Here is a 19,618-nt window from a genome sequence, read left to right as displayed (position 1 = left end):
TCACCGCCGCCGATCGCCCGGTGCGGCAACGACAGACGGGCAGAGGCCGAAGAGAGCCCCCGCCCGTCGTCGTACGGCGTATCCGCCGGCATGGGCGTTAGGTTGGCTCCCATGGAGTCGAGACCCCGCACGCTGTGGCTGCGCACCGAACCCCTCCACTCAGTGATCTACTTCGACGAGGAGTGCCGGGGCATCGGCCGGTCCGTGGGCCTCAAGGGTTTCTGGATGGGCTACTTCGCCACCCGTACGGCCCCCATGGGGCCGGTCCTCCCCGAGACCGCGACCGCTGTCCTTGCCGTCTTCGCCCAGGGCATGGTGGCCCGGGCGCTGCCCGCCGCGTGGCAGATCGTCACCCCCGAAAGGCTTACGGACCTCCGCGCACAGCTTGCCGCGCGGGCGCTGCGCAGACTGGTCCCCGGCATCGGCACTCTTGCCGAACAGCTCACCCCGCCGCTCGCGGCGATGGTCGAGGACGCATCGGCCCTCGCGCGTCCGCTGTTCGCCGCGAACCGCCCGCTGTGCGAGCGCGCCGACCCGGTGGAACGCCTGTGGCAACTCACCACCGCGCTGAGGGAGTTCCGGGGCGACGCGCACGCCGCCGCCCTTGCCGACCACGGTATCGACGCCCCCGAGGCGCTCGTTCTCGCCGCCGCCACCGACCGTGTTCCGCGCGAGGGCATCCAGCTCGACCGGGGGTGGAGCGACATGGAGTGGGCGGCTGCCGAGGAACGGCTGCGCTCCCGCGGGCTGATCGACGCGGAGTCGGCTGTCACGCCGCGCGGTCGGGAGGAACGGGATCTGATCGAGGACACCACCGACCGGCTGGCCGCCCGGCTGCTGCGCCCCCTCACCGACAGCATGGTGGACGCGGTGCTCGCCGCTCTGGAGCTGCCGGCCCGGCAGGTGCTGGAGGCTGGACTGCTGCCGTTCCCGAACCCGATCGGCCTGCCCCGGCCCGTCTAGCCAGGAGGGTGCTCCGCAGGGCGTCGGCGGGTCCAGCCGAGCAGGATCACCGAGCACACCGCCGCGAAGGCGCACCAGGTCGAGACGGACTCCAGCCGCCAAAGCGCCGCACAGACGGCGGCCCCGACCGCGACCAGCACGCCGAGCCATCGCAGCAGGCGGTCCCCGGCCAGGAGCAGTGAGCCCACCGTGGCCAGAAGGTACCCGCCGACCAGCAGCCCGGAGCCGGGGAGGCCGAGGACGCAGCCGAGGGTGTGCCCGCGGATCTCTGCGGTCACGGGACGGGTCGCCAGACAGTAGGGAGCGGGACGGCGGTCGCGATTCCGGCCGCGAGGGGCACCAGCACCCGCCGTCGGGCGTGCGGCGGCGCGGCGCACAGCACACCCGACGGAACCCACAACGGCAGCAACGGAAGGGCGATGACGGCCCAGGCAAGGGTGGCGGGCCCGGTGCCACCGCCCGAGCGCCAGATCACGGACTCGATGATCTGATGGGCCCCGAGGAGCAGCGGCCGCGCCGCAAGCGGCAGGTCACGGACCCGGCGCAGCTGCGCGACACACGCCACTCCGACGGCGGCGATGCAGGTGCCCGCGACGAGATCGGCGGTCGCGCTCCAGCACATGTCTCCCCCCTGGACCCGGCATTGTGGCTTCGGCCTCTCCCGTACGCAACGCCACGGCTCTCCCGGCAGGCGCCCGATGTGTCACGAGCGGCACACTCCGCCGCAGCGGCAACGGCTGCGACTGCGGCTGCGGCTGCGGCTGCGGCTGCGGCTGCGGCTGCGGCGGGCGAGGATCACTGCCAGTGCCGCGATTGCGAGCACGGCAAAGACTCCCGCCGCGCGCCTGGCCACCGGGCCGGCTGCTGTGCGTGGCAGATCGATCGGCTCGGTCTCGCGCATCGGCGTGCTGTCGGACGCGGCGGATTGCGTACCGTCGGTCACGGAAGCAGCAGTGGCCGGTGTTGTCGTGGACGGTTCTCCCGTGGCCGACAGCTTCTGTGACAGGCAGTCGGCGAACCGGCCGATGAGTTTGTCGCTCACATCGGCCATGACCCCGCGGCCGAACTGGGCCGGCCGCCCGGTGACGGTCAGGTCGGTGGTCACGGCGACCGTCGTCCCTCCGTCGTGATCGGCCAGGGTGCCGGTCACCGTGGCGCTCGCCGTGCCCTGGCCCCGTACTTCGTTGCCCCGGGCCGACAGGACCACGCGGTGGGCCGACTCGTCCTTCTCCAGGAAGGTCGCCGTGCCCCGGTACGTCACGGTGATCGGTCCCACCCGCACCTTCACGGAGCCCTTGATGGTGTCGCCGTCGAATTCCTCCACGGTCGCACCCGGCATGCGGTGCGAGACACGTTCGATGTCGAGGAGCGCCCGCCAGGCATCGTCGACCGGGGCCGGCACGGTGAATGAGTTCTCCAGCTGCATGGTCTGCTCCTCACACGAATCACAGGGTCACGAAGTCATACGGATTTCAGCCGCGGCGGGTGGATCGCCCCGACCGTGTCCGCGAGCGGGCTGCCGGTGCCGCCCCAGCGCAGTGCGACGATCTCCGCCGCGATCGAGACGGCCACCTCCTCGGGGGTACGCGCGCCGAGGTCGAGGCCGATGGGCGAGCGCAGCCGTGAAAGTGCCGCTTCGCCGAGACCGGTCGCGCGCAGCCGGGCCAGGCGGTCCTCGTGGGTCCGACGGCTGCCCATCACGCCGATGTACGCGGCCGGGGTGCGCAGGGCCACCTCCAGCAGCGGGACGTCGAACTTCGGGTCGTGGGTGAGTACGCACATCACGGTCCGCCCGTCGATCTCCGTGTCGCTCAGATACCGGTGCGGCCAGTCGACGACCACCTCCGCACCGTCCGGGAAGCGGCGGGGGTCGGCGAAGGCGGGGCGGGCGTCGCAGACGGTGACGCGGTAGCCGAGGAACGCACCGATCCGGGCCACCGCGGCAGCGAAGTCGATGGCGCCGAAGACCAGCATCCGGGGCGGCGGGGCGAACGACTGGAAGAACACGGTGACGTCGTCCTCGCGCCGTTCACCGTTGGGGCCGTAGTGCCGCAAGCCGGTTGCGCCCAGGGCGAGTTCTCCACGCGCGTCGGCGGTGACGGCGGCGTCGAGGCCGCTCGCGCCCAGCGATCCGGAGACGGTGTCCGGCCAGACGGCGAGGGCGGCGCCGCGCGGGGCGGGTCCGTCGGTCACGGTGGCGACCACCACCGGGCGGTGCCCGGCAACCGATGCGGCGACCTCGCCGAAGGAGGTGTCGTACACCGCCGTCACGGGACGCACGAGGAGGGTGATCTCGCCGCCGCAGGTGAGGCCGACCGCGAAGGCGTCCTCGTCGCTGTAGCCGAAGGTCTGGAGCTGGGCCCGGCCCGTTTCCACGACCTCCTTGGCCAGTTCGAAGACGGCGCCCTCGACGCAGCCGCCGGAGACGCTGCCCACGACCTCGTCGTCCGGTCCCACGGCCATCGCCGCGCCGGGGCCGCGCGGAGCGCTGCGGCTGACCGCGACGACGGTGGCGAGCCCGAACGGTTCCCCGGCGGTGTACCAGCGGCTGAGCTCCGGAAGGATCTCACGCATCGGCGGCCGCCCCTCGTACCACTGCCGCCAGCCGCTCCAGGGCGGCCAGGCTGTGCCCTTCGACGGAGGCGTCCGAGTGCGGCAGCGCCGCCATGCCCGCCGCGAGCGGTGCATAACCCGGGCGTGCCTTGCGTGGGTTGGCCCACACCACGCGGTGCGCCGGCCGGTGCAGTCGGCGCATCCGGGCCGCGAGCAGTGCGGGGTCGCCCCGCTCCCGGCCGTCGGACAGGACGACCACCACCGCTCCCCGTGCGCAGGAGCGCTGTCCCCAGCGGTCGAGGAAGCTTCGCAGCATCTCGCCGAGCCGGGTGCCGCCGCTGCGGTCGGGGACCGCGTCGGCGAACGCGGCCAGTGCCGCGTCCGGATCCCGGTGGGCCATTTCGCGGGTCACCCGGGTCAGCCGGGTGCCGATCGTGAACACTTCGGTGGGTGTGCGAGCCGCCACGCCGTGTACCGCGGCGTGTGCGAAGCACAGCAGGGCATCCGCGTACGGGTCCATGGAGCCGCCGACGTCCAGCAGCACGACCCGTCGCGGCCTGGTGGTGGGGGTGCGGTGGCGCAGCCGGGCGGGTTCGCCACCGTGCCGCAGGAGTTCGCGCACGGTGCGCCGGGGGTCGACATCGCCGCGTCGGGCCGGGCGCAGCCTGGGGGTGCGGCGCGGCTGACCGCTCAGCGCGAACGCGGCGAGCATTCGCCGTAGTTGGGCTCTTTCGGCGGGGGTCAGCCGGCCCGGCCCGGCCCGCGGCCCGTCGGCTCCGTTCCCCCGGTTCGCCGGGCTCGTCACCTGTCACTCCATCCCGGCCGCGGCCAGCACCGCACGCCGGGTCAGCACCCGTACGAGATGTTCGCGGTACGCGGGCGAGGCCGACAGGTCGGAAGCCGGGTGCGTGCCCTCGGCCGCGGCTTCGGCGGCCCGCGCCACGGCGGCCGGGCCGGCCTCCGCGCCGGTGAGCGCCTGCTCGGTGGCGCTCGCGCGCAGTGGCGTGGTGCCCATGTTGGTCAGTCCGATGCGGGCCTCGGCGATGTGGCCGTCGTCGCGTCGTACGAGCGCCGCGATACCGACGACCGCCCAGCCCTGGGCGACCCGGCTGAACTTCTCGTAGTGGAAACCCCAGACGTCGGTCCTCGGCACCCGGATCTCCACCAGCAGCTCATCCTCCGTCAGGGCGGTCTGCAGGTAGTCGACGAAGAAGTCGCGTGCCGGGATGGTGCGTCGGCCCTGCGGCCCCGCAGCCACCATCTCGCCGTCGAGGGCGAGCAGCACCGCCGGGAGGTCGCCGGCCGGGTCGGCATGGGAGAGCGAACCGCCGAGTGTGCCCCGGTGCCGTACGGCGGGGTCGGCGACGGTCTCGGTGGCGGCGGCCAGCAGTCCGGCGTGGCGGCGCACCAGCGGGTCGTGGATGACGTCGTGGTGGGTCGTCATGGCTCCGATCACGAGCGATCCGGTGCCGGTGTCCTCACGGACGCCGCGCAGCTCCGGTATCCGCCCGAGGTCGACGAGGAGTTCGGGGAAGGCCAGGCGCAGCCGCAGGATGGGGATCAGGCTCTGTCCGCCCGCCAGGACCTTCGCGTCTTCGCCGCCGTCGTGCAGCGTTCGTACCGCCTCGTCGAGGGTCTGCGGCCGTGCGTAGTCGAATGCGGCGGGGATCACGTCGTCGCCTCCTCGGCCCGTGCGTCCGTGATCGCCTGCCAGATCCGCTGCGGTGTGCACGGCATCGCTACGTCCTTCACACCGAGCGGCCGCAGTGCATCCACGACCGCGTTGACGACGGCGGGGGTGGACGCGATGGTCCCGGCCTCGCCGACTCCCTTGACGCCGAGGGCGTTCGATGTCGCCGGGGTCTCGGTGCGGTCGGTGACGAAGTCCGGCAGGTCCGGTGCGGAGGGCACCAGGTAGTCCGCCATCGTCCCGGAGACCAGGTTGCCCTCGGAGTCGTACACCGCCTCCTCGTAGAGCGCCTGGGCGATGCCCTGCGCCAGACCGCCGTGGATCTGGCCCTGGACGATCACCGGGTTGATCACCTTCCCGATGTCGTCGACACAGACATAGCTGCGGATCCGGGCGCGGCCGGTCTCGGTGTCGACCTCGATCGCGCACAGGTGGGTGCCGTGCGGGAACGAGAAGTTGTCGGGGTCGACCAGGTGCTCGGCATTGATCGTCGGTTCCAGTCCGTCGGGCAGGTCGTGGGAGGAGAACGTCGCAAAGGCCACTTCCTGGATGGTTTTCGTCGCCTCCGGCGATCCCTTCACCGAGAAGGTGCCACCGGAGAACTCCAGGTCGGCCTCGTTCGCCTCCAGCAGGTGTGCGGCGACCCTGCGGGCCTTGGCCACCACCTTCAGGGCGGCGTGGTGGACGGCCAGACCGCCCACCACGAGCGAACGGGAGCCGTAGGTGTCCATACCCTGCGGTACCGCCCTGGTGTCACCGTGCACCACTTCGATGTCGTCGAAGGGCACGCCGAGCACATCGGCGGCGATCTGGCTCCAGCAGGTGGCGTGGCCCTGCCCGTGCGGGCTGGTGCCGGTGGTGACCTCGACCTTTCCCGTGGGCAGCATGCGGATGGTGGCTGCCTCCCATCCCCCGGCCGCGTACCGCAGATCGCCCAGGACCCGGCTGGGCGCGAGGCCGCACATCTCGGTGAAGGTGGAGATGCCGATGCCGAGCCGCACCGGGTCGTTCCGTGCGTTGCGCTCGCGCTGCTCGGTGCGCAGGTCGTCGTAGCCGAAGAGGGCGGTTGCGCGGTCGGTGGCCGCTTCGTAGTTGCCGCTGTCGTAGGTGAGTCCGGCGACGGAGGTGTACGGGAACTCGTCGTGCCCGATCCAGTTGCGGCGACGCAACTCGACGGGGTCCAGGCCCAGTTCGGCAGCGAGTTCGTCCATGGTCCGCTCGATCGCGAACGTCGCTTCGGGGCGGCCGGCGCCGCGGTAGGCGTCGGTCGGTGTTCTGGTGGTGAAGACGCCGGTGCAGTGGAACGTGTATGCGTTCATCTTGTAGATCCCCGGGTACATGAACGCGCCGAGCAGCGGAATGCCGGGGGTGGCCAGCATCAGGTACGCGCCCATGTCGGCGAGCAGGTCGACTCTCAGGCCGAGGATTCGTCCGTCACCGGTTGCCGCGATCTCGATGTCCTGGATCTGGCCGCGGCCGTGATGGGCGGCCTGGTAGCCCTCGGAGCGGGACTCGGTCCACTTGACGGGCCGGCCGAGCTTCCTGGCCAGTGTGAGGGCGACGGCCTCCTCCCCGTACACCTGGAGCTTGGACCCGAAGCCGCCGCCGACGTCCGGGGCGATCACCCGCAGTTTCTGTTCGGGGATCTCGGTCACCATGGACAGGAGGACCCGGGCCACGTGCGGGACCTGGGTCGAGGAGTACAGGGTGTATTCGTCGGAGGCCGTGGGCGGTGTGGCGACGACGGATCTGGGTTCCATGGCATTGGGGATGAGGCGCTGCTGGGTGTAGCGGCGGTGGAGTACGACGTCGGCGCGGGCCTTCTCCGCTGCGTAGTCGCCCGTGGCGAGCGGCCAGGTGTAGCAGCGGTTGGTGCCCTTGTCGGCGTGGACGAGCGGGGCGTCGTCGGCCAGTGCGGATTCCAGGTCGAGGACGGGCGGCAGGGGTGTGTAGTCGGCCTCCACGGCCTCCAGGGCGTCCGCGGCGGCATACCGGTCGCGGGCGATCACCAGGGCGACGGGGTCACCGACGTACCTGACCTCGTCGACGGCGACCGCCGGGTGGTCGGGCATGACGATGTTCTCCGTCACGGGCCATACACAGGGCATGGGGCCGAGTTCACCGGCCAGGTCGCGGCCGGTGAAGGCGGCGACCACCCCCGGACGTTCCAGCGCGGGCGACACATCGACCCGGTCGATGTGCGCGTGGGCCATGGGGCTGCGCAGGATCGCCAGATGCAGCAGGCCCGGCACGGTGATGTTGTCGGTCCAGGTGGTACGGCCGGTGACGAGCCGGGCGTCCTCCTTGCGCATCCGGGAGCGGCCGACCTCGGGGCGGGATTCCCCCGTGGTGATCAGGCCGGTCATGTCCGGGCCTCCTGCCCGGCGCCGATCGGGGCCGGGGCCGCGCCGCTCCGCGGCATCGGCCGGCCGGTGTCCGAGCTCCGGGGTGCGGGAGCGCGGCGGCGGCGCTCCTCGGCGGCCGCTGCCAGGACGGCGCGCACGATGTTCTGGTAGCCGGTGCACCGGCAGAGGTTGCCCTCGAGCCCGTGACGGATCTCCTCCGAAGTGGGGTCGGGGTTCTCCTTGAGCAGGTCCCTGGCCGCCATGATCATGCCGGGGGTGCAGTAGCCGCACTGCAGCGCGTGCTGTTCGTGGAAGGCGGTCTGCAGCGGTGTCCATTCGCCGTCGGAGGCGAGCCCCTGGACGGTCGTCACTTCGCCGCCGTCGGCCTGCACGGCCAGTACGGAGCAGCTCTTGACACTGTCCCCGTCGAGTTCGACGGTGCACGCCCCGCAGTTGCTGGTGTCGCAGCCGACGGGCGTGCCGGTGAGCCCCAGGTGGTCTCGGAGGTAGTGGACCAGCAGCAGCCGGGGCTCGACCTCGTCCTCGTACCTCGTGCCGTCCACCGTCATCGAGATGCGGGTCATATGCCCTCCCCAGGGCTCAGGCCGTGGTGTCGGACCAGGCGTACGGCGGTGCGACCGGCCCGCTCGCGGGTCCGGCTCCGACCGTTTCCAGTTCATGGTCGGCGGCCTTCATCAACTGCGCGGCGACGTCCTTCATGGCGCGGCTCGCCGCGAGTTCGTCGCCGATGACGGGAATATCCACGTCCTGCGGGTTGCAGCGGGCGACCCCATGTCCGATGAGCGTTCCGGATCCGGTGTCCAGTACCGCCTCGGCCCTGGTCGTACCGTCCTCCTCGGACAGACCGACGCGGACCTGCCACTCCAGCGTGCGAGTCATCGCGCACCTCCTGCGACCGCGCCCGGCCTCGGTCCGCCGCCACGACGCGGTCCTGTGACCAGCATCCACCCGGCCGGGCCCGTTCGCCCGTTCCGGCTCGTCCTGCGGGGTCACACCGCCGAAATGGGATGCATGGAGTCACTTCCACCGAGTGCGGAGGGCCCTGAACCGGCGTCGTCCTGCTCGTTCGGCGAGGGCCGGCGAACTGCTCACCACTCTGCGACGGCCCACCTCACGGGCACCCGTGAGGTGGAGCTGCATCAGGCGCGGGTGGAGCCGGCCGAGGCGCTGCAGCGCGGAATGCTCCCTTCGGCGCTGCAGCCCTCCCGGGGCCGCAGACCGCTGTCCGGTACACGCCGGCCCGCAGCGGGCCGGACATCGGCGGTGACTGGTGCGACGGATTCGTGCTGCCGGACGGCACGCCGGCTTTCGCCGTCTCCGACCTCACTCCCGCGGGCGGCCGGGACGCCGCTGCGGAAGGCCGCTCAACGCAGGAAGTGGCGCGCCAGGAACTCGTTCCGGAACTTGCCCTCCGGGTCGAACCGGGCCGTCAGCCGCTCAAACTCGGCGTACTTCCCGTACAGCGTGCGCAGTGTCCCGGGGGTGGTGGTGAACACCTTTCCCCAGTGCGGCCGCGCACCGAACGGTGCCAGGGCCTCCTCGATCGCCCCGAGCACCGGTGTGACGGCGGCCGTGTCCGGTACCCAGGTGAAGTGGAAGGCCACCGAGTCCCTGCCGCCCGCCGGGCTCAGCCACAGATCGTCGCGGGCGACGGTGCGGATCTCGGTGATCTGCAGCAGCGGGGCGATCCGCTCCCGGAGCCGGCCCAGTGCCTCGTACGCCGCAGGCGCCTCCTGCCGGGCCACGAAGTACTCCGACTGCAATTCGTCCCCGTTGCTGGGGGTGAACTCCAGGCGGAAGTGCGGAAGGCGCCGGTGCCACGGTCCGACGACGCCCTGCTGGCGGGTGCAGTTCTCGGCCGGCATCCCGGCGATCGGATGGCGCGGCCCGTCCGCGAGCCGCGCGCCGAGCCACTCCTCGGGCGCCCGCTGCGGCCCGTCGGAGCCCACCCGCTGCTTGAGCCACACCTGGTTGAGCGGCCCCTCACGCCAGTCGGTGAAGACGCTGACGCTGTAGGCGGCCGACATCACCTGGTCGAAACCGCCCGTGAGCCGGGACTCCGGCAGATCCTCGTAGACCCACTGCTGTACGTCGAAGGCGGGCACCACGTCCAGCGTCAGCGCGGTCACCACGCCCAGCGCGCCCATGGCCACCACGGCTCCGGGAAAATCCGCGTCTCCACGCCTCAGTGACACGTTCCGGCCGTCGGCCGTGACCATGTCCAGTGCCCGGACGGCCCCCGCGATGGAACTGTTACCGACTCCCGAGCCGTGGGTTCCGGTCGCGCAGGCCCCGGCGACCGAGATGTGCGGCAGCGAACCGAGGTTGTGCAGGGCGTACCCGTTCTCGTGCAGTACGTCGGCGAACTCCCCGAAGCGCAGCCCCGCGGCGACGGTGACCGCCCCTGCCTCCCGGTCGATCTCGACCCTGCGGGGCAGCCCGGCCACCGACATCAGATCGCCGCGGGTGTCGGCGACGGTGTTGAAGGAGTGCCGGGTTCCCAGCGCGTGTACCGCGGTCGAGGCGGACACCGTCTCCCGCAGCTCGGCCTCGGAGCAGGGCATACTCAGCCGCCGCGCGCCGAACGTGATGTTTCCGGCCCAGTTCTTCTCCGTGGGAGTCACCACACGTCCCCACTTTCGCTCATGGCCTGGTGTCGTGATCCCGACGGTGCATCCTCCCAGACAAGCCTGTTGGTGAGGCCATGCAACTGGTGACGTACATGTCCGCACACCATCCGATTCCGGCACCTTCCAAATGCGAACAGTCACCCACAGACCACGAGATCCAGCCCGGAACGGGACGAGTTCCGAGCCAGTGCGCATGTCTGAACTTCACTGGAACTCCAGCGAAATGGCACGTGTGTGGATATCGTGCAGCGAGCGAGGGCGCATCCGTCAGTCCATGGGATCGGCGGATGCGTCCCGTTTGTGGCGATGCAACTGTGACTGGGGGGTTCATGGGGCATGTCGAGCTACCCGATTCGAACAGATCAGGACCTGTGGGGCTGGCGGGGGCGCCTCGTCCACGGACTGCTTCAAATCGGCCTCGCAACAAGGAACTCGACGATCTGTGGAGGGCACCGACCGTACAGCGCGAACGTTCAGGACCGGCCGCGACGAAGAGAAGGACGGGCCGCTGTCTGCCGGTCGTCATCGGAGCCGAACTTGTCGGCCTGGGGATTCCGGCATGGCTCGTGCTGGCGGCCGGAGGACAGGAGCGGGCCGCGGTCGCCGCGGTCGTGGCCGCTCTTGCGTGGTCCGGTGTGCGGGCCGCGCGCGGCCGGTACGCGGACCGGCCTCCGGGCGATCCGCCGGGGGTACTGAGCACGACGGGCGACTGGCTGCTGCTCATCGGCGTACTCGCCGTGCTGAGGACCATGACCGGCGATTCGGCCGATCCTGCGACGGCGGTCGTGGCCCTGCTGCCCGGCCTGCTCGTGGGCATTGCGCTATGGGGGGTGCGGCGGTTGCCCTGGCCGGGGCGGCAGCAGCGGGCGGTCCGGCGGGTACTGGTGGTCGGTGAGGCCCCGGGGGTGGAACGCGCGGTGCAGCTGCTCGGTTCCCGTGCGGACCATCCGTACGCGGTCGTTGCCGCCATACCGGTGGGGACCACGCCGCTGGAGTGCGAGGTCCATGTGCCGGGCCGGCTCGCACCGGCACCGGCCGACGACGATGCGACGACCGTGCTGGGCGGAGCCTTCGCCCATGACGCGGACCTGGCTCTGGTGGTGCCCGGGCCGCAGCTCTCCGAGGAGCGGCTGCGCCGGCTCTCCTGGGGGCTGCACGACGGCGGGCTTCCGCTGTCCGTGCTGTCGGAGCTCTCGGGCATCGCGGCCTCCCGGGTACGGCCTTCCGCGGCGGCCGGGCTGACCCTGCTGCACATCGCGCCGCCGCTGCGCCGGGGACCGCAGATGGTCCTGAAGGCCCTGGTGGACCGTACCGGCGCCGCACTCGGTCTGCTGGTTCTGGCACCCCTGCTGCTCCTGATCGGGGCAGCGGTGCGGCTCGGCTCGAACGGGCCGGTCTTCCACCGCCAGATCCGCCACGGGCAGCACAGCCGGCCGTTCACCATGTGGAAGTTCCGGACGATGGTGGTGGACGCCGAGAGCCGCAAGGCTCATCTGGTCACGGCGAACGAGAACGACGGCCCGATGTTCAAGATGCGCCGCGACCCCCGGGTGACCGGGATCGGCCGTCTGCTGCGCCGGACATCTCTCGACGAGCTGCCGCAACTGCTCAATGTGCTCCGGGGCGACATGTCACTGGTCGGTCCACGGCCTCCGCTGCCGGATGAGGTGTCCCGCTACGACGAACGCGAGCTCCGGAGGCTCGCGGTCAGGCCGGGGCTGACCGGTCTGTGGCAGGTCAGCGGGCGCTCGGATCTGTCCTGGCAGGAGACCGTCTCGCTCGATCTGTGGTATGTCGACAACTGGTCGGTGGCCACGGACATGGGACTCATGGCCCGCACGCTGCGCGCCGTCACCGACGGCCGCGGGGCGTACTGAGTGCGGCGGCCGTCGATGCGAAGAGTGCGAAACCTCCGGCCGTGCGGGGCCGGAGGGAGGAGCGGCCGTCGCGTTGCGGCGGCGGCCCCGTGCCGGTCGGCCCGTCGGGTCCGCTCAGACCTGTGCGGCCTGCCGCTCCAGCCACCATGCGTAGGTACGGGCGATCCCGTCGCGCAGTGGAATCTGCGGTGCGAAGCCGAGGGAGGTGAGCCGGGAGACGTCGAGCAGCTTGCGCGGGGTGCCGTCGGGCTTCGACGTGTCCCATTCAAGAGAACCCTGGTACCCCGTCACCTCACTTACCGTTCGGGCGAGTTCACGGATCGACAGGTCCTCCCCGCAGCCGACGTTGACGGGCTCGTCACCGTCGTAGCGCTCCAGCAGCAGGAGGCACGCGTCGGCCAGATCGTCAACGTGCAGGAACTCACGGCGGGGACTGCCGGAACCCCAGAGCGTGACCGCGGGCGAGCCGTCGCGTCGCGCCTCGTGGAAGCGGCGGATCAGCGCAGGCAGTACGTGCGAGGTCTCCAGGTCGAAGTTGTCGCCCGGGCCGTAGAGGTTGGTGGGCATGGCGCTGATGTACGAGGCGCCGTACTGCCGGCGGTAGGACTGGGTCTGCACGATTCCGGCGATCTTGGCCAGTGCGTACGCCTCGTTCGTCGGCTCCAACGGGCCGGTGAGCAGGGCGCTTTCGGGGATCGGCTGTGGGGCGCGCCTGGGGTAGATGCAGGACGAGCCGAGGAAGAGCAGCCGCTCGACCCCGGCGGCATGAGCTCCGGCGATGACGCTCAGCTGGATGCGCAGATTGTCTTCGAGGAACTGCACCGGATACGTGCTGTTGGCCATGATCCCGCCGACCTTGGCGGCGGCCAGCACCACTGCGTCCGGACGGGCCTCGCGGAGAAATGCCTCGGTCCGCGTGGCGTCGCGCAGATCGAGGTGATCGCGATCGCGGGTGATCACCTCATGTCCGGCGGCGGTGAGGCGGCGTACCAGCGCCGAACCGACCAGTCCGCGGTGACCCGCGACGAATATGCGGGCACCGGGTCGTAGGAGGGGGCGGACGGATTCCTGGGGAGGGCCGGGGAGATCAGTCGTCATGGCTCGGATTGTGCCAGCAGCCGCAGGCCGCGGTGGAGTTTTGCCGCAGATCGCTCAATTCCGATATTTCGGTGAGAATCAACAGCCTTTCAGGCGAAGACAGAGGGGGAGTCGTGGCGAAGACCGCGCTCATCACCGGCGTGACCGGACAGGACGGTTCGTACCTGTCCGAGCTGCTGCTCGACAAGGGATACACGGTCCATGGACTGATACGCCGCTCGTCGAGCTTCAACACCGAGCGGATCGACCACATCTACCAGGGACCGGAGGAAGAGAACCGTTCGTTCGTCCTGCATCACGCCGACCTCGCCGACGGGGTCGCGCTGGTGAATCTGCTGCGCGACATCCGGCCGGACGAGGTCTACAACCTGGGTGCGCAGTCGCACGTACGCGTCTCGTTCGACGCTCCGCTGTACACCGGTGACATCACCGGTCTCGGCACCATCCGGCTGCTGGAGGCCGTCCGCGCGAGCGGTATCGACACCCGTATCTATCAGGCGTCCTCGTCCGAGATGTTCGGCTCCACCCCTCCGCCGCAGAACGAGAAGACCCCCTTCCATCCGCGGAGCCCGTACAGCGTCGCCAAGGTCTATTCGTACTGGGCGACCGTCAACTACCGTGAGGCGTACGGGATGTTCGCGGTCAACGGGATTCTCTTCAACCACGAGTCACCGCGCCGCGGTGAGACGTTCGTGACCCGGAAGATCACTCGTGGGGTGGCCAGGATCAGAGCAGGTCTGCAGACCCACCTCCATCTGGGCAATCTCGATGCCGTGCGCGACTGGGGCTACGCCCCCGAGTATGTCGACGCGATGTGGCGCATGCTGCAGTGCGACAACCCTGACGACTATGTGGTGGCCACCGGCGAGGGTGTCAGCGTCCGGCAGTTCCTGGAGTACGCCTTCGCGCACGCCGACCTGGACTGGCGGGAGCACGTCCGCTACGACGCCAAGTACGAGCGCCCCAGCGAGGTCGACGCGCTGATCGGTGATGCCGCCAAGGCCGAGGAACTGCTCGGCTGGAAACCGGCCGTGAAATCGCAGGAGCTCGCCAGGATCATGGTCGAGGCGGACATCCGGCAGCTGTCCGACCAACTCGCCGGAGCGGCTGTGCGGGTGGACCGATGAGAGATCCGTGCACATCCGACAGCCGCACCGCCCTGCCGGTCACCGGTGTTTCGACCGGTTCGGCAATCACCCACAGCACCCGGCCGTCGCACCCCACGACCGCGCCGGGGACCACAACGGGCACGACCTGGCTCTCCACCGGCTGCCCGGTGGACCCGAGCGCGTCCGCACCGGTCCGGGCCCCGGGCCCGGACCACTCACTCGCCCTCGCCGGCAGCGGGACGGACAGTCTCCGCCGCCGGTCGGACGAGGCAGGAACCGCGGCCTTCCAGCCGCAGCTCGTTCTCACCTTCGGAGCTGAATGATGAACGGAAGTACGGGGCGCAGACCCATCGGACGCGGCAGGGCACGTGCCGCGGCCGCCGCGCTCTGCCTGCTCGCCGGAGCCCTGACCGCCGCCGCGTCCGGGGGCTCCCCGGCCGCCGCCCTCACACCGCCGGTCTCCCTGACCGCGGACGACCTCACCACCTGGCAGACCAACGGCATCGTCTGGTCGATGGCCGCGTCGGATGCCGGTGTCGTGTACACCGGCGGAACCTTTTCCACCGTCCGGCCGCCGGACGCGGCCGCCGGAACCTCCGAACAGCCCGCGGTGAACTTCGCCGCGTTCGATGCGGCGACCGGTGCACCGACCGGCTGCAGTCTGTCGTTCACGCTTTCGTCGGGGACAGCGACCGTACGGGCCCTCACGCTCTCCCCCGATCAGAAGACCCTGTACGTCGGCGGGCAGTTCGGGGCGGTGAGCGGGGTCGGGGTGAGCAATATCGCCGCGATCGACACCGCGACCTGCACCCCGCGCCAGGACTTCAAGGTCTCCGTCTCCGCGACGGTACGGGCGCTGGCCGTCACGGCCGACACCGTCTATCTGGGTGGTGACTTCAACACAGTCGCGGGGCAGACCCGGAACAAGTTCGCCGCGGTCACCACGGGCGCCGCGCTGAAGCCGTGGACGGCCAACACCGACGAGGTGGGCCGGGCAGTGGAGCTGACGCCCGATCGGAAGCACGTGCTGATCGGCGGTGACTTCTTCACCGTCAACGGCACCACCTCGCACGCGCTGGCCGTCGTGGACGCCACCACCGGGGCCGTCGCCAAGAGCTACCCGGCCGGCTTCATTCCGAACACCTCCACGGTGCAGGACCTGACCACGGACGCCACCGGCTTCTACACCGCCAACGAGGGCACCGGAGGCGGTGTCTTCGACGGCAGGATCGCGCTGAACCTCAGCAACTTCGAGCAGCGCTGGCGGGACACCTGCCTGGGCGCCACCCAGGCCGTCCTCGTGCACAACGGCGTTCTGTACAGCGGCAGTCACGCACACGACTGCGCCAGCATGGGTGAGTTCCCGGACCAGCCGCGCAAGCATCTGCTGGCCCAGTCCGTAGACGACCCGAAGCTGCTGCCCTGGTTCCCGGACACCAACGACGGCATCGGGGAGCCGGTCGGGCCGCGGGTGATGGCGCAGACCGACAAGGGCGGCCACCACTATCTGTGGGTGGGCGGCGAGTTCACCACCGTCAACGGCTCCGCGCAGCAGGGCCTCACCCGGTTCGCCGACGGCCCCGACACCGGGGCACCGTGGGTGCCGAACGCCAGTCTGTCCACCGTTGCCGCGGGCAAGGTGGAGGTCAACTGGCAGACGAGCTTCGACGCCGACGACGGTGAGCTCACCTACCGGATCTACAAGGACGGTGCGAGCACCCCGGTGTACACCACGACGGGGTACTCGCTGTTCTGGGACCGGCCACAGCTGAGGTGGACCGATACGGACGTGGCCGCGGGTGAGACCCACTCGTACCGGATCAGCGCGAGCGACGGCACCAACACCAGCGCCAAGTCGCCCGCCCTGTCCGCCACCGTGGCGTCAACCGCCGAGAAGTACCCCGCCAAGGTACTGGCGGACGGTGCTTCGCTGTACTGGCGATACGACGAAGGCACCTCGACCTTCGCCGCAGACACCGGCAGCGGGCTGGACAACGGATTCCTGCGCAACTCCCCCGCCTACCGGCAGACTCCGGCCGCTGTGGCGGGCGCCTCGACCGCGATCGGCTTCAACGGATCGAACCAGTACGCGTACAGCAACAAGCGTCATGCGCAGCCCATCAGGTTCTCGGTGGAGACCTGGATCAAGACGACCACCACGAGGGGAGGGAAGATCATCGGCTTCGGCAATGTGACCATGCAGAACAGCACCCAGTTCGACAAGCATGTGTACATGCGCAATGACGGGCGGCTGAACTTCGGGGTCTACAGCGGCGGCACCAGGACCATCACGACGCCTGCCGCCTACAACGACGGTGCCTGGCACCATGTCGTCGCCACGCAGGGCACCGGCGGTATGGCGCTGTACGTGGACGGGCAGCTCCGCGCCTCCAGCGCCCTCTACACCGGCAACGAGAACTACAGCGGCTACTGGCGGGTCGGCGGGGACAATCTGAACAACTGGCCGAACCAGCCGACGAGCAACTTCTTCGCCGGGCAGATCGACGAGAGCGCCGTCTACCCGACCGCGCTGAGCAGCTCGCAGGTCAGCGCCCACTACGCCCTGAGGACAGGTGGATGAGGTATCCGTTCCCGGCCGGCGCCGCCGTCGTCGTACTGGCGGCGGCGCTGGCCGCCTGCGGCTCGTCCTCCGACGGGCACAAGGCGGCGGGCGATGAAAGGCCATCGGCCACCCGGACCCCTGTCACGGCCCCCTCGGCAGGTCCCGGCGCCACCTCGCCCAGTGGCCCTTCGGCTCCGCGGACGAGCGAACCACCGAAACTGCCCACCGATGAACTCACCCCGGCCACCGGCTCCTTCAACAAGAAGCAGAAGGAGTATCTGGTCGACCGCGTGCCCAAGGGCATGGATCCGGCGGCCGTGCTCCAGACCGGTCAGGAGACCTGCGACAAGCTGACGTACCTCGTGAAGGTCGACCGGGACACGGCGGTCGGCGCGATCGTGACGGGCGAGATCGCCGGTGCGAAACCCGCCGTCGAGCACCTCTGCACCCAGCACGAAGAGCTGGTGCGGGAGGCCTCGCAGGGGTACGCGGACGGCACGTACAAGGACGAGCAGATCCGGCCCGGCCGCTACCACGACGTCACTCCCACCAAGAACTGCACCTGGCAGATCACCGGAGCGAACGGCAAGAACCTGGTGTCGGGCTCCTCCGCCTCCGGGAAGCGGGCCGAAATCACCGTCCCGGAGGCGGCCCGCGCGTTCACCTCCACAGGCTGCTACGCCTGGCTGCCCGAAGGAGACCATGGATGAGCAAGCTGCCGATAGCCGTGGTGATCCCCACGAAGAACGAGGGGCTGAACATCGCCGAGGCGGTGAAGTCGGTGCTCGGCCACTTCGAGGCGGTCGTCGTCGTCGACTCGCACAGTACGGACGACACGGCGAAGATCGCCGAGGAGTACGGAGCCGAGGTGATGACGTACACCTGGGACGGCGGTCATCCGCGCAAGAAGCAGTGGTGCCTGGACCATGTCCGCACGGACCTGGACTGGATTCTGCTGCTCGACGGGGACGAGCGGCTCAGCCCCGGTCTGCTGGCAGAGCTGCGGCAGATCTTCGCCGATCCCGGCGCGCCGAAGCCCGCGGCCTACGACATACCGCTGGGTTACTGGTTCTCCGGGAAGCGGCTACGGCACGGCTACACCATCCGCAAGCGGTCACTGACCGACCGCACCCGTTGCAGATACCCGGAGGTCGGGGATCTCGAAGCGCCGGGCATCGGCGAGGTCGAGGGCCACTACCAGCCGGTCGCCGAGTCGGCCGGCTCGCTCCGCAATCCGATCGAGCACCAGGACCTCGACCCGGTCACCGCCTGGTTCGAGCGGCACAACCGGTACTCGGACTGGGAGGCGTGGCTGGAGCACCACCCCGAGGTCAAGGAGCAGGTGCGGAGGGTGAAATCGCGCCAGGGGCAGCTGTTTCACAAGGCGCCCTTCAAGCCCCTGGTGTCGTTCGCTTACATGTATGTGTACCGACGGGGATTCCTCGACGGGCGGGCGGGCTTCGACTTCGCGCTGGCGATGAGTTTCTACCGCTGGCAGATCGCGCTCAAGTCCCGTGAGGGGAAGACCGTTTGACTCAGCGGCCCTTCCGGCGGACCACGTCCTCGTAGGTCCGCCGGAGGGTCCGGGTCACGACCTCGATGGTGAAGTGCTCATTGACCAGGCCCCAAGCAGCCTTTCCCGCCCGGGCGTTGGACTCGGGTTCGAGGAGTTCCAGTATCGCCCCGGCGACCTTGAGCGCGTTCTTCCCGTCCTCGCCGACCCGGCTGTCGATCACCCGGCCCGCCCCGGCCCGCGCGACATCGGGGCCGAGACCACACGTGCGGGTGATGACCACAGGGGTGCCGACCGACATCGCTTCGAGGACGGATACGCCCAGGGGTTCCTCGATCGACGGCAGTACGTACACATCGGCCTGCCGCCCCGCCGCCAGGACCTCTTCGTGGTCGAGCGCTCCCACATGGTCGAGGGCATCCATCACCCCCAGTCCGCGGGCGAGTTCGAGAGTCGCGGGCAGCGCTCCGGTGTCGGGGCCGGCCAGCACGAACCGGGCGTCCGGATGCTCGGCCAGGACCGTCGGCATCGCGGCGACGAAGTCCTCCGGGCGCTTGCGCTCCTGGATCCGGGCCAGGAAGAGGACCGTCGGCGGCCGCCCCGGCTCCCGGGCCGGCCCCAGCTCCTGCGGCCGTACACCGTTGACCAGCCGTACGGTGCGGGTCAACGGCACCGGTGCGGCAACGGCGTTCACGTCGAGGCGTTCCCTCTCGGTCAGATGCAGCACGGCGTCGGCGTCCCGCAGCACCTTGCGCACCCCCAGCAGATCGGTCAGCTGGGCAACCCGCTTCTCGGTCGGGTCCACCATGCCATGGGTCTGGACGACCAGGGGTGTGCGCGAGGCCAGCGCGAGCAGCGCGACGGGCAGCGTCACCAGGTCGCGCATCAGATGGACATGGACGAGATCGGCGCCGCGCATCATGCGACGGGCGGCGAGCAGCAGCGCACCGGAGGTGATTCCGCTGACCTCGAACATGGGGAGCAGATAGCGGGCCCGGAAGAGATGGACCGGCACGCCCTCGACCTCGCGCGGCAGCCGTCCTTCGAAGCCGTCGCCCAGTGCCACGATGCGGGCGTCGTCGCCCCCGGCCCGCTGAACCTTCGACAGGTTGAGCGCCACCCTTGTCGGGCCGCCGAACGCATGGTCCGGGGTGTGCAGTGTGACGACGTGCAGGATCTTCACCAGGGTTCCCCTCAACCTCGGCCGACCTTTTACAGACTAGTCATCCAAACCCCCCAAGTGGGTTGATTCGTTA

Annotated in this window: 17 protein-coding genes and 2 pseudogenes; 8 read left to right on the top strand and 11 right to left on the bottom strand. The window is 70.2% G+C overall.

From position 1 onward, the window contains the following. The first annotated feature begins 111 nt into the window (after positions 1–111). Entirely contained in the window at positions 112–963 is an 852-nt protein-coding gene (locus tag ACIPEK_RS21765) for a hypothetical protein (protein ID WP_401998455.1), read from the top strand. Here ACIPEK_RS21765 and ACIPEK_RS21760 read toward each other — a convergent pair. The 8 genes and pseudogenes from ACIPEK_RS21760 to ACIPEK_RS21725 form a co-directional block, all read right to left on the bottom strand. Next, positions 960–1,585 (bottom strand): annotated as a pseudogene (locus tag ACIPEK_RS21760) (DUF6629 family protein). The gene ACIPEK_RS21765 and the pseudogene ACIPEK_RS21760 sit on opposite strands and share 4 nt — an antisense overlap. Positions 1,586–1,666: 81 nt before the next feature. Then, the gene (locus tag ACIPEK_RS21755; RefSeq protein ID WP_401998452.1) at positions 1,667–2,389 is read right to left on the bottom strand and encodes an SRPBCC family protein; all 723 of its coding nucleotides are present in this window, start codon (positions 2,387–2,389) and stop codon (positions 1,667–1,669) included. Between the two features lie 35 nt (positions 2,390–2,424). Next, positions 2,425–3,537, bottom strand: coding sequence for an XdhC family protein (locus tag ACIPEK_RS21750; protein WP_401998450.1), 1,113 nt, complete (start codon positions 3,535–3,537; stop codon positions 2,425–2,427). Further along, on the bottom strand, positions 3,530–4,321 hold the full coding sequence (locus tag ACIPEK_RS21745) for a VWA domain-containing protein (protein ID WP_401998447.1): 792 nt from the start codon (positions 4,319–4,321) through the stop codon (positions 3,530–3,532). The genes ACIPEK_RS21750 and ACIPEK_RS21745 overlap by 8 nt, the downstream gene beginning before the upstream one ends. Before the next feature lie 3 nt (positions 4,322–4,324). After that, positions 4,325–5,188 (bottom strand): FAD binding domain-containing protein, encoded by an 864-nt coding sequence (locus ACIPEK_RS21740; protein WP_401998444.1) that lies wholly within the window; start codon positions 5,186–5,188, stop codon positions 4,325–4,327. Beyond that, complete coding sequence (locus tag ACIPEK_RS21735) at positions 5,185–7,572, bottom strand: xanthine dehydrogenase family protein molybdopterin-binding subunit (RefSeq protein ID WP_401998441.1); 2,388 nt, start codon at positions 7,570–7,572, stop codon at positions 5,185–5,187. The genes ACIPEK_RS21740 and ACIPEK_RS21735 overlap by 4 nt, the downstream gene beginning before the upstream one ends. Then, positions 7,569–8,135 (bottom strand): (2Fe-2S)-binding protein, encoded by a 567-nt coding sequence (locus ACIPEK_RS21730; protein WP_401998438.1) that lies wholly within the window; start codon positions 8,133–8,135, stop codon positions 7,569–7,571. Before ACIPEK_RS21730 ends, ACIPEK_RS21735 begins: the two co-directional genes overlap by 4 nt. Positions 8,136–8,151: 16 nt before the next feature. Then, the gene (locus ACIPEK_RS21725; protein WP_401998435.1) at positions 8,152–8,451 is read right to left on the bottom strand and encodes a DUF1876 domain-containing protein; all 300 of its coding nucleotides are present in this window, start codon (positions 8,449–8,451) and stop codon (positions 8,152–8,154) included. A 163-nt stretch (positions 8,452–8,614) separates the two neighbouring features. Between ACIPEK_RS21725 and ACIPEK_RS21720 the strand changes: the two are divergent. Continuing rightward, a pseudogene (locus tag ACIPEK_RS21720) lies at positions 8,615–8,897 on the top strand (serine/threonine-protein phosphatase); the annotation flags it as partial. Between the two features lie 39 nt (positions 8,898–8,936). Here ACIPEK_RS21720 and ACIPEK_RS21715 read toward each other — a convergent pair. Then, entirely contained in the window at positions 8,937–10,196 is a 1,260-nt protein-coding gene (locus ACIPEK_RS21715) for a D-arabinono-1,4-lactone oxidase (RefSeq protein ID WP_401998644.1), read from the bottom strand. 335 nt (positions 10,197–10,531) lie between these two features. Here ACIPEK_RS21715 and ACIPEK_RS21710 point away from each other — a divergent pair, with 335 nt between their 5' ends. Continuing rightward, on the top strand, positions 10,532–12,079 hold the full coding sequence (locus tag ACIPEK_RS21710) for a sugar transferase (protein WP_401998432.1): 1,548 nt from the start codon (positions 10,532–10,534) through the stop codon (positions 12,077–12,079). A gap of 114 nt (positions 12,080–12,193) precedes the next feature. Here ACIPEK_RS21710 and ACIPEK_RS21705 read toward each other — a convergent pair whose 3' ends face one another. Then, the gene (locus tag ACIPEK_RS21705; RefSeq protein ID WP_401998429.1) at positions 12,194–13,177 is read right to left on the bottom strand and encodes a GDP-L-fucose synthase family protein; all 984 of its coding nucleotides are present in this window, start codon (positions 13,175–13,177) and stop codon (positions 12,194–12,196) included. 113 nt (positions 13,178–13,290) lie between these two features. Between ACIPEK_RS21705 and gmd the strand changes: the two genes are divergently transcribed. From gmd to ACIPEK_RS21680, 5 genes are read left to right on the top strand one after another with little or no spacing between them, the layout of a single operon-like run. Next, positions 13,291–14,304 carry a GDP-mannose 4,6-dehydratase gene (gmd, locus tag ACIPEK_RS21700; protein WP_383078203.1) on the top strand — a complete coding sequence of 338 codons (1,014 nt, stop codon included), beginning with the start codon at positions 13,291–13,293 and terminating at the stop codon, positions 14,302–14,304. Continuing rightward, positions 14,301–14,609 (top strand): hypothetical protein, encoded by a 309-nt coding sequence (locus ACIPEK_RS21695; RefSeq protein WP_401998426.1) that lies wholly within the window; start codon positions 14,301–14,303, stop codon positions 14,607–14,609. Before gmd ends, ACIPEK_RS21695 begins: the two co-directional genes overlap by 4 nt. Then, on the top strand, positions 14,606–16,867 hold the full coding sequence (locus tag ACIPEK_RS21690; RefSeq protein WP_401998423.1) for a LamG-like jellyroll fold domain-containing protein: 2,262 nt from the start codon (positions 14,606–14,608) through the stop codon (positions 16,865–16,867). Before ACIPEK_RS21695 ends, ACIPEK_RS21690 begins: the two co-directional genes overlap by 4 nt. Next, on the top strand, positions 16,864–17,559 hold the full coding sequence (locus ACIPEK_RS21685; protein WP_401998420.1) for a hypothetical protein: 696 nt from the start codon (positions 16,864–16,866) through the stop codon (positions 17,557–17,559). The genes ACIPEK_RS21690 and ACIPEK_RS21685 overlap by 4 nt, the downstream gene beginning before the upstream one ends. Next, positions 17,556–18,383, top strand: a complete 828-nt coding sequence (locus ACIPEK_RS21680; protein ID WP_401998417.1) for a glycosyltransferase family 2 protein — start codon at positions 17,556–17,558, stop codon at positions 18,381–18,383. The genes ACIPEK_RS21685 and ACIPEK_RS21680 overlap by 4 nt, the downstream gene beginning before the upstream one ends. A gap of 1 nt (position 18,384) precedes the next feature. On the opposite strand, the gene ACIPEK_RS21675 is transcribed toward ACIPEK_RS21680, so the two are convergent. Continuing rightward, the gene (locus ACIPEK_RS21675) at positions 18,385–19,545 is read right to left on the bottom strand and encodes a glycosyltransferase (protein WP_401998414.1); all 1,161 of its coding nucleotides are present in this window, start codon (positions 19,543–19,545) and stop codon (positions 18,385–18,387) included. Positions 19,546–19,618 lie beyond the last annotated feature (73 nt).

Origin of the sequence: Streptomyces sp. NPDC088246, assembly GCF_044741025.1 — a bacterium.
Taxonomy (GTDB): domain Bacteria; phylum Actinomycetota; class Actinomycetes; order Streptomycetales; family Streptomycetaceae; genus Streptomyces.
This window is presented reverse-complemented; position numbering and strand designations above follow the sequence as displayed.

Bases quoted from the DNA above. Each gene is read 5' to 3' on its own strand.
- ACIPEK_RS21765 (WP_401998455.1), top strand. From the start codon at position 112: ATGGAGTCGAGACCCCGCACGCTGTGGCTGCGCACCGAACCCCTCCAC.
- ACIPEK_RS21755 (WP_401998452.1), bottom strand. From the start codon at position 2,389: ATGCAGCTGGAGAACTCATTCACCGTGCCGGCCCCGGTCGACGATGCC.
- ACIPEK_RS21750 (WP_401998450.1), bottom strand. From the start codon at position 3,537: ATGCGTGAGATCCTTCCGGAGCTCAGCCGCTGGTACACCGCCGGGGAA.
- ACIPEK_RS21735 (WP_401998441.1), bottom strand. From the start codon at position 7,572: ATGACCGGCCTGATCACCACGGGGGAATCCCGCCCCGAGGTCGGCCGC.
- ACIPEK_RS21730 (WP_401998438.1), bottom strand. From the start codon at position 8,135: ATGACCCGCATCTCGATGACGGTGGACGGCACGAGGTACGAGGACGAG.
- ACIPEK_RS21725 (WP_401998435.1), bottom strand. From the start codon at position 8,451: ATGACTCGCACGCTGGAGTGGCAGGTCCGCGTCGGTCTGTCCGAGGAG.
- ACIPEK_RS21710 (WP_401998432.1), top strand. From the start codon at position 10,532: ATGGGGCATGTCGAGCTACCCGATTCGAACAGATCAGGACCTGTGGGG.
- ACIPEK_RS21705 (WP_401998429.1), bottom strand. From the start codon at position 13,177: ATGACGACTGATCTCCCCGGCCCTCCCCAGGAATCCGTCCGCCCCCTC.
- ACIPEK_RS21695 (WP_401998426.1), top strand. From the start codon at position 14,301: ATGAGAGATCCGTGCACATCCGACAGCCGCACCGCCCTGCCGGTCACC.
- ACIPEK_RS21690 (WP_401998423.1), top strand. From the start codon at position 14,606: ATGATGAACGGAAGTACGGGGCGCAGACCCATCGGACGCGGCAGGGCA.
- ACIPEK_RS21685 (WP_401998420.1), top strand. From the start codon at position 16,864: ATGAGGTATCCGTTCCCGGCCGGCGCCGCCGTCGTCGTACTGGCGGCG.
- ACIPEK_RS21680 (WP_401998417.1), top strand. From the start codon at position 17,556: ATGAGCAAGCTGCCGATAGCCGTGGTGATCCCCACGAAGAACGAGGGG.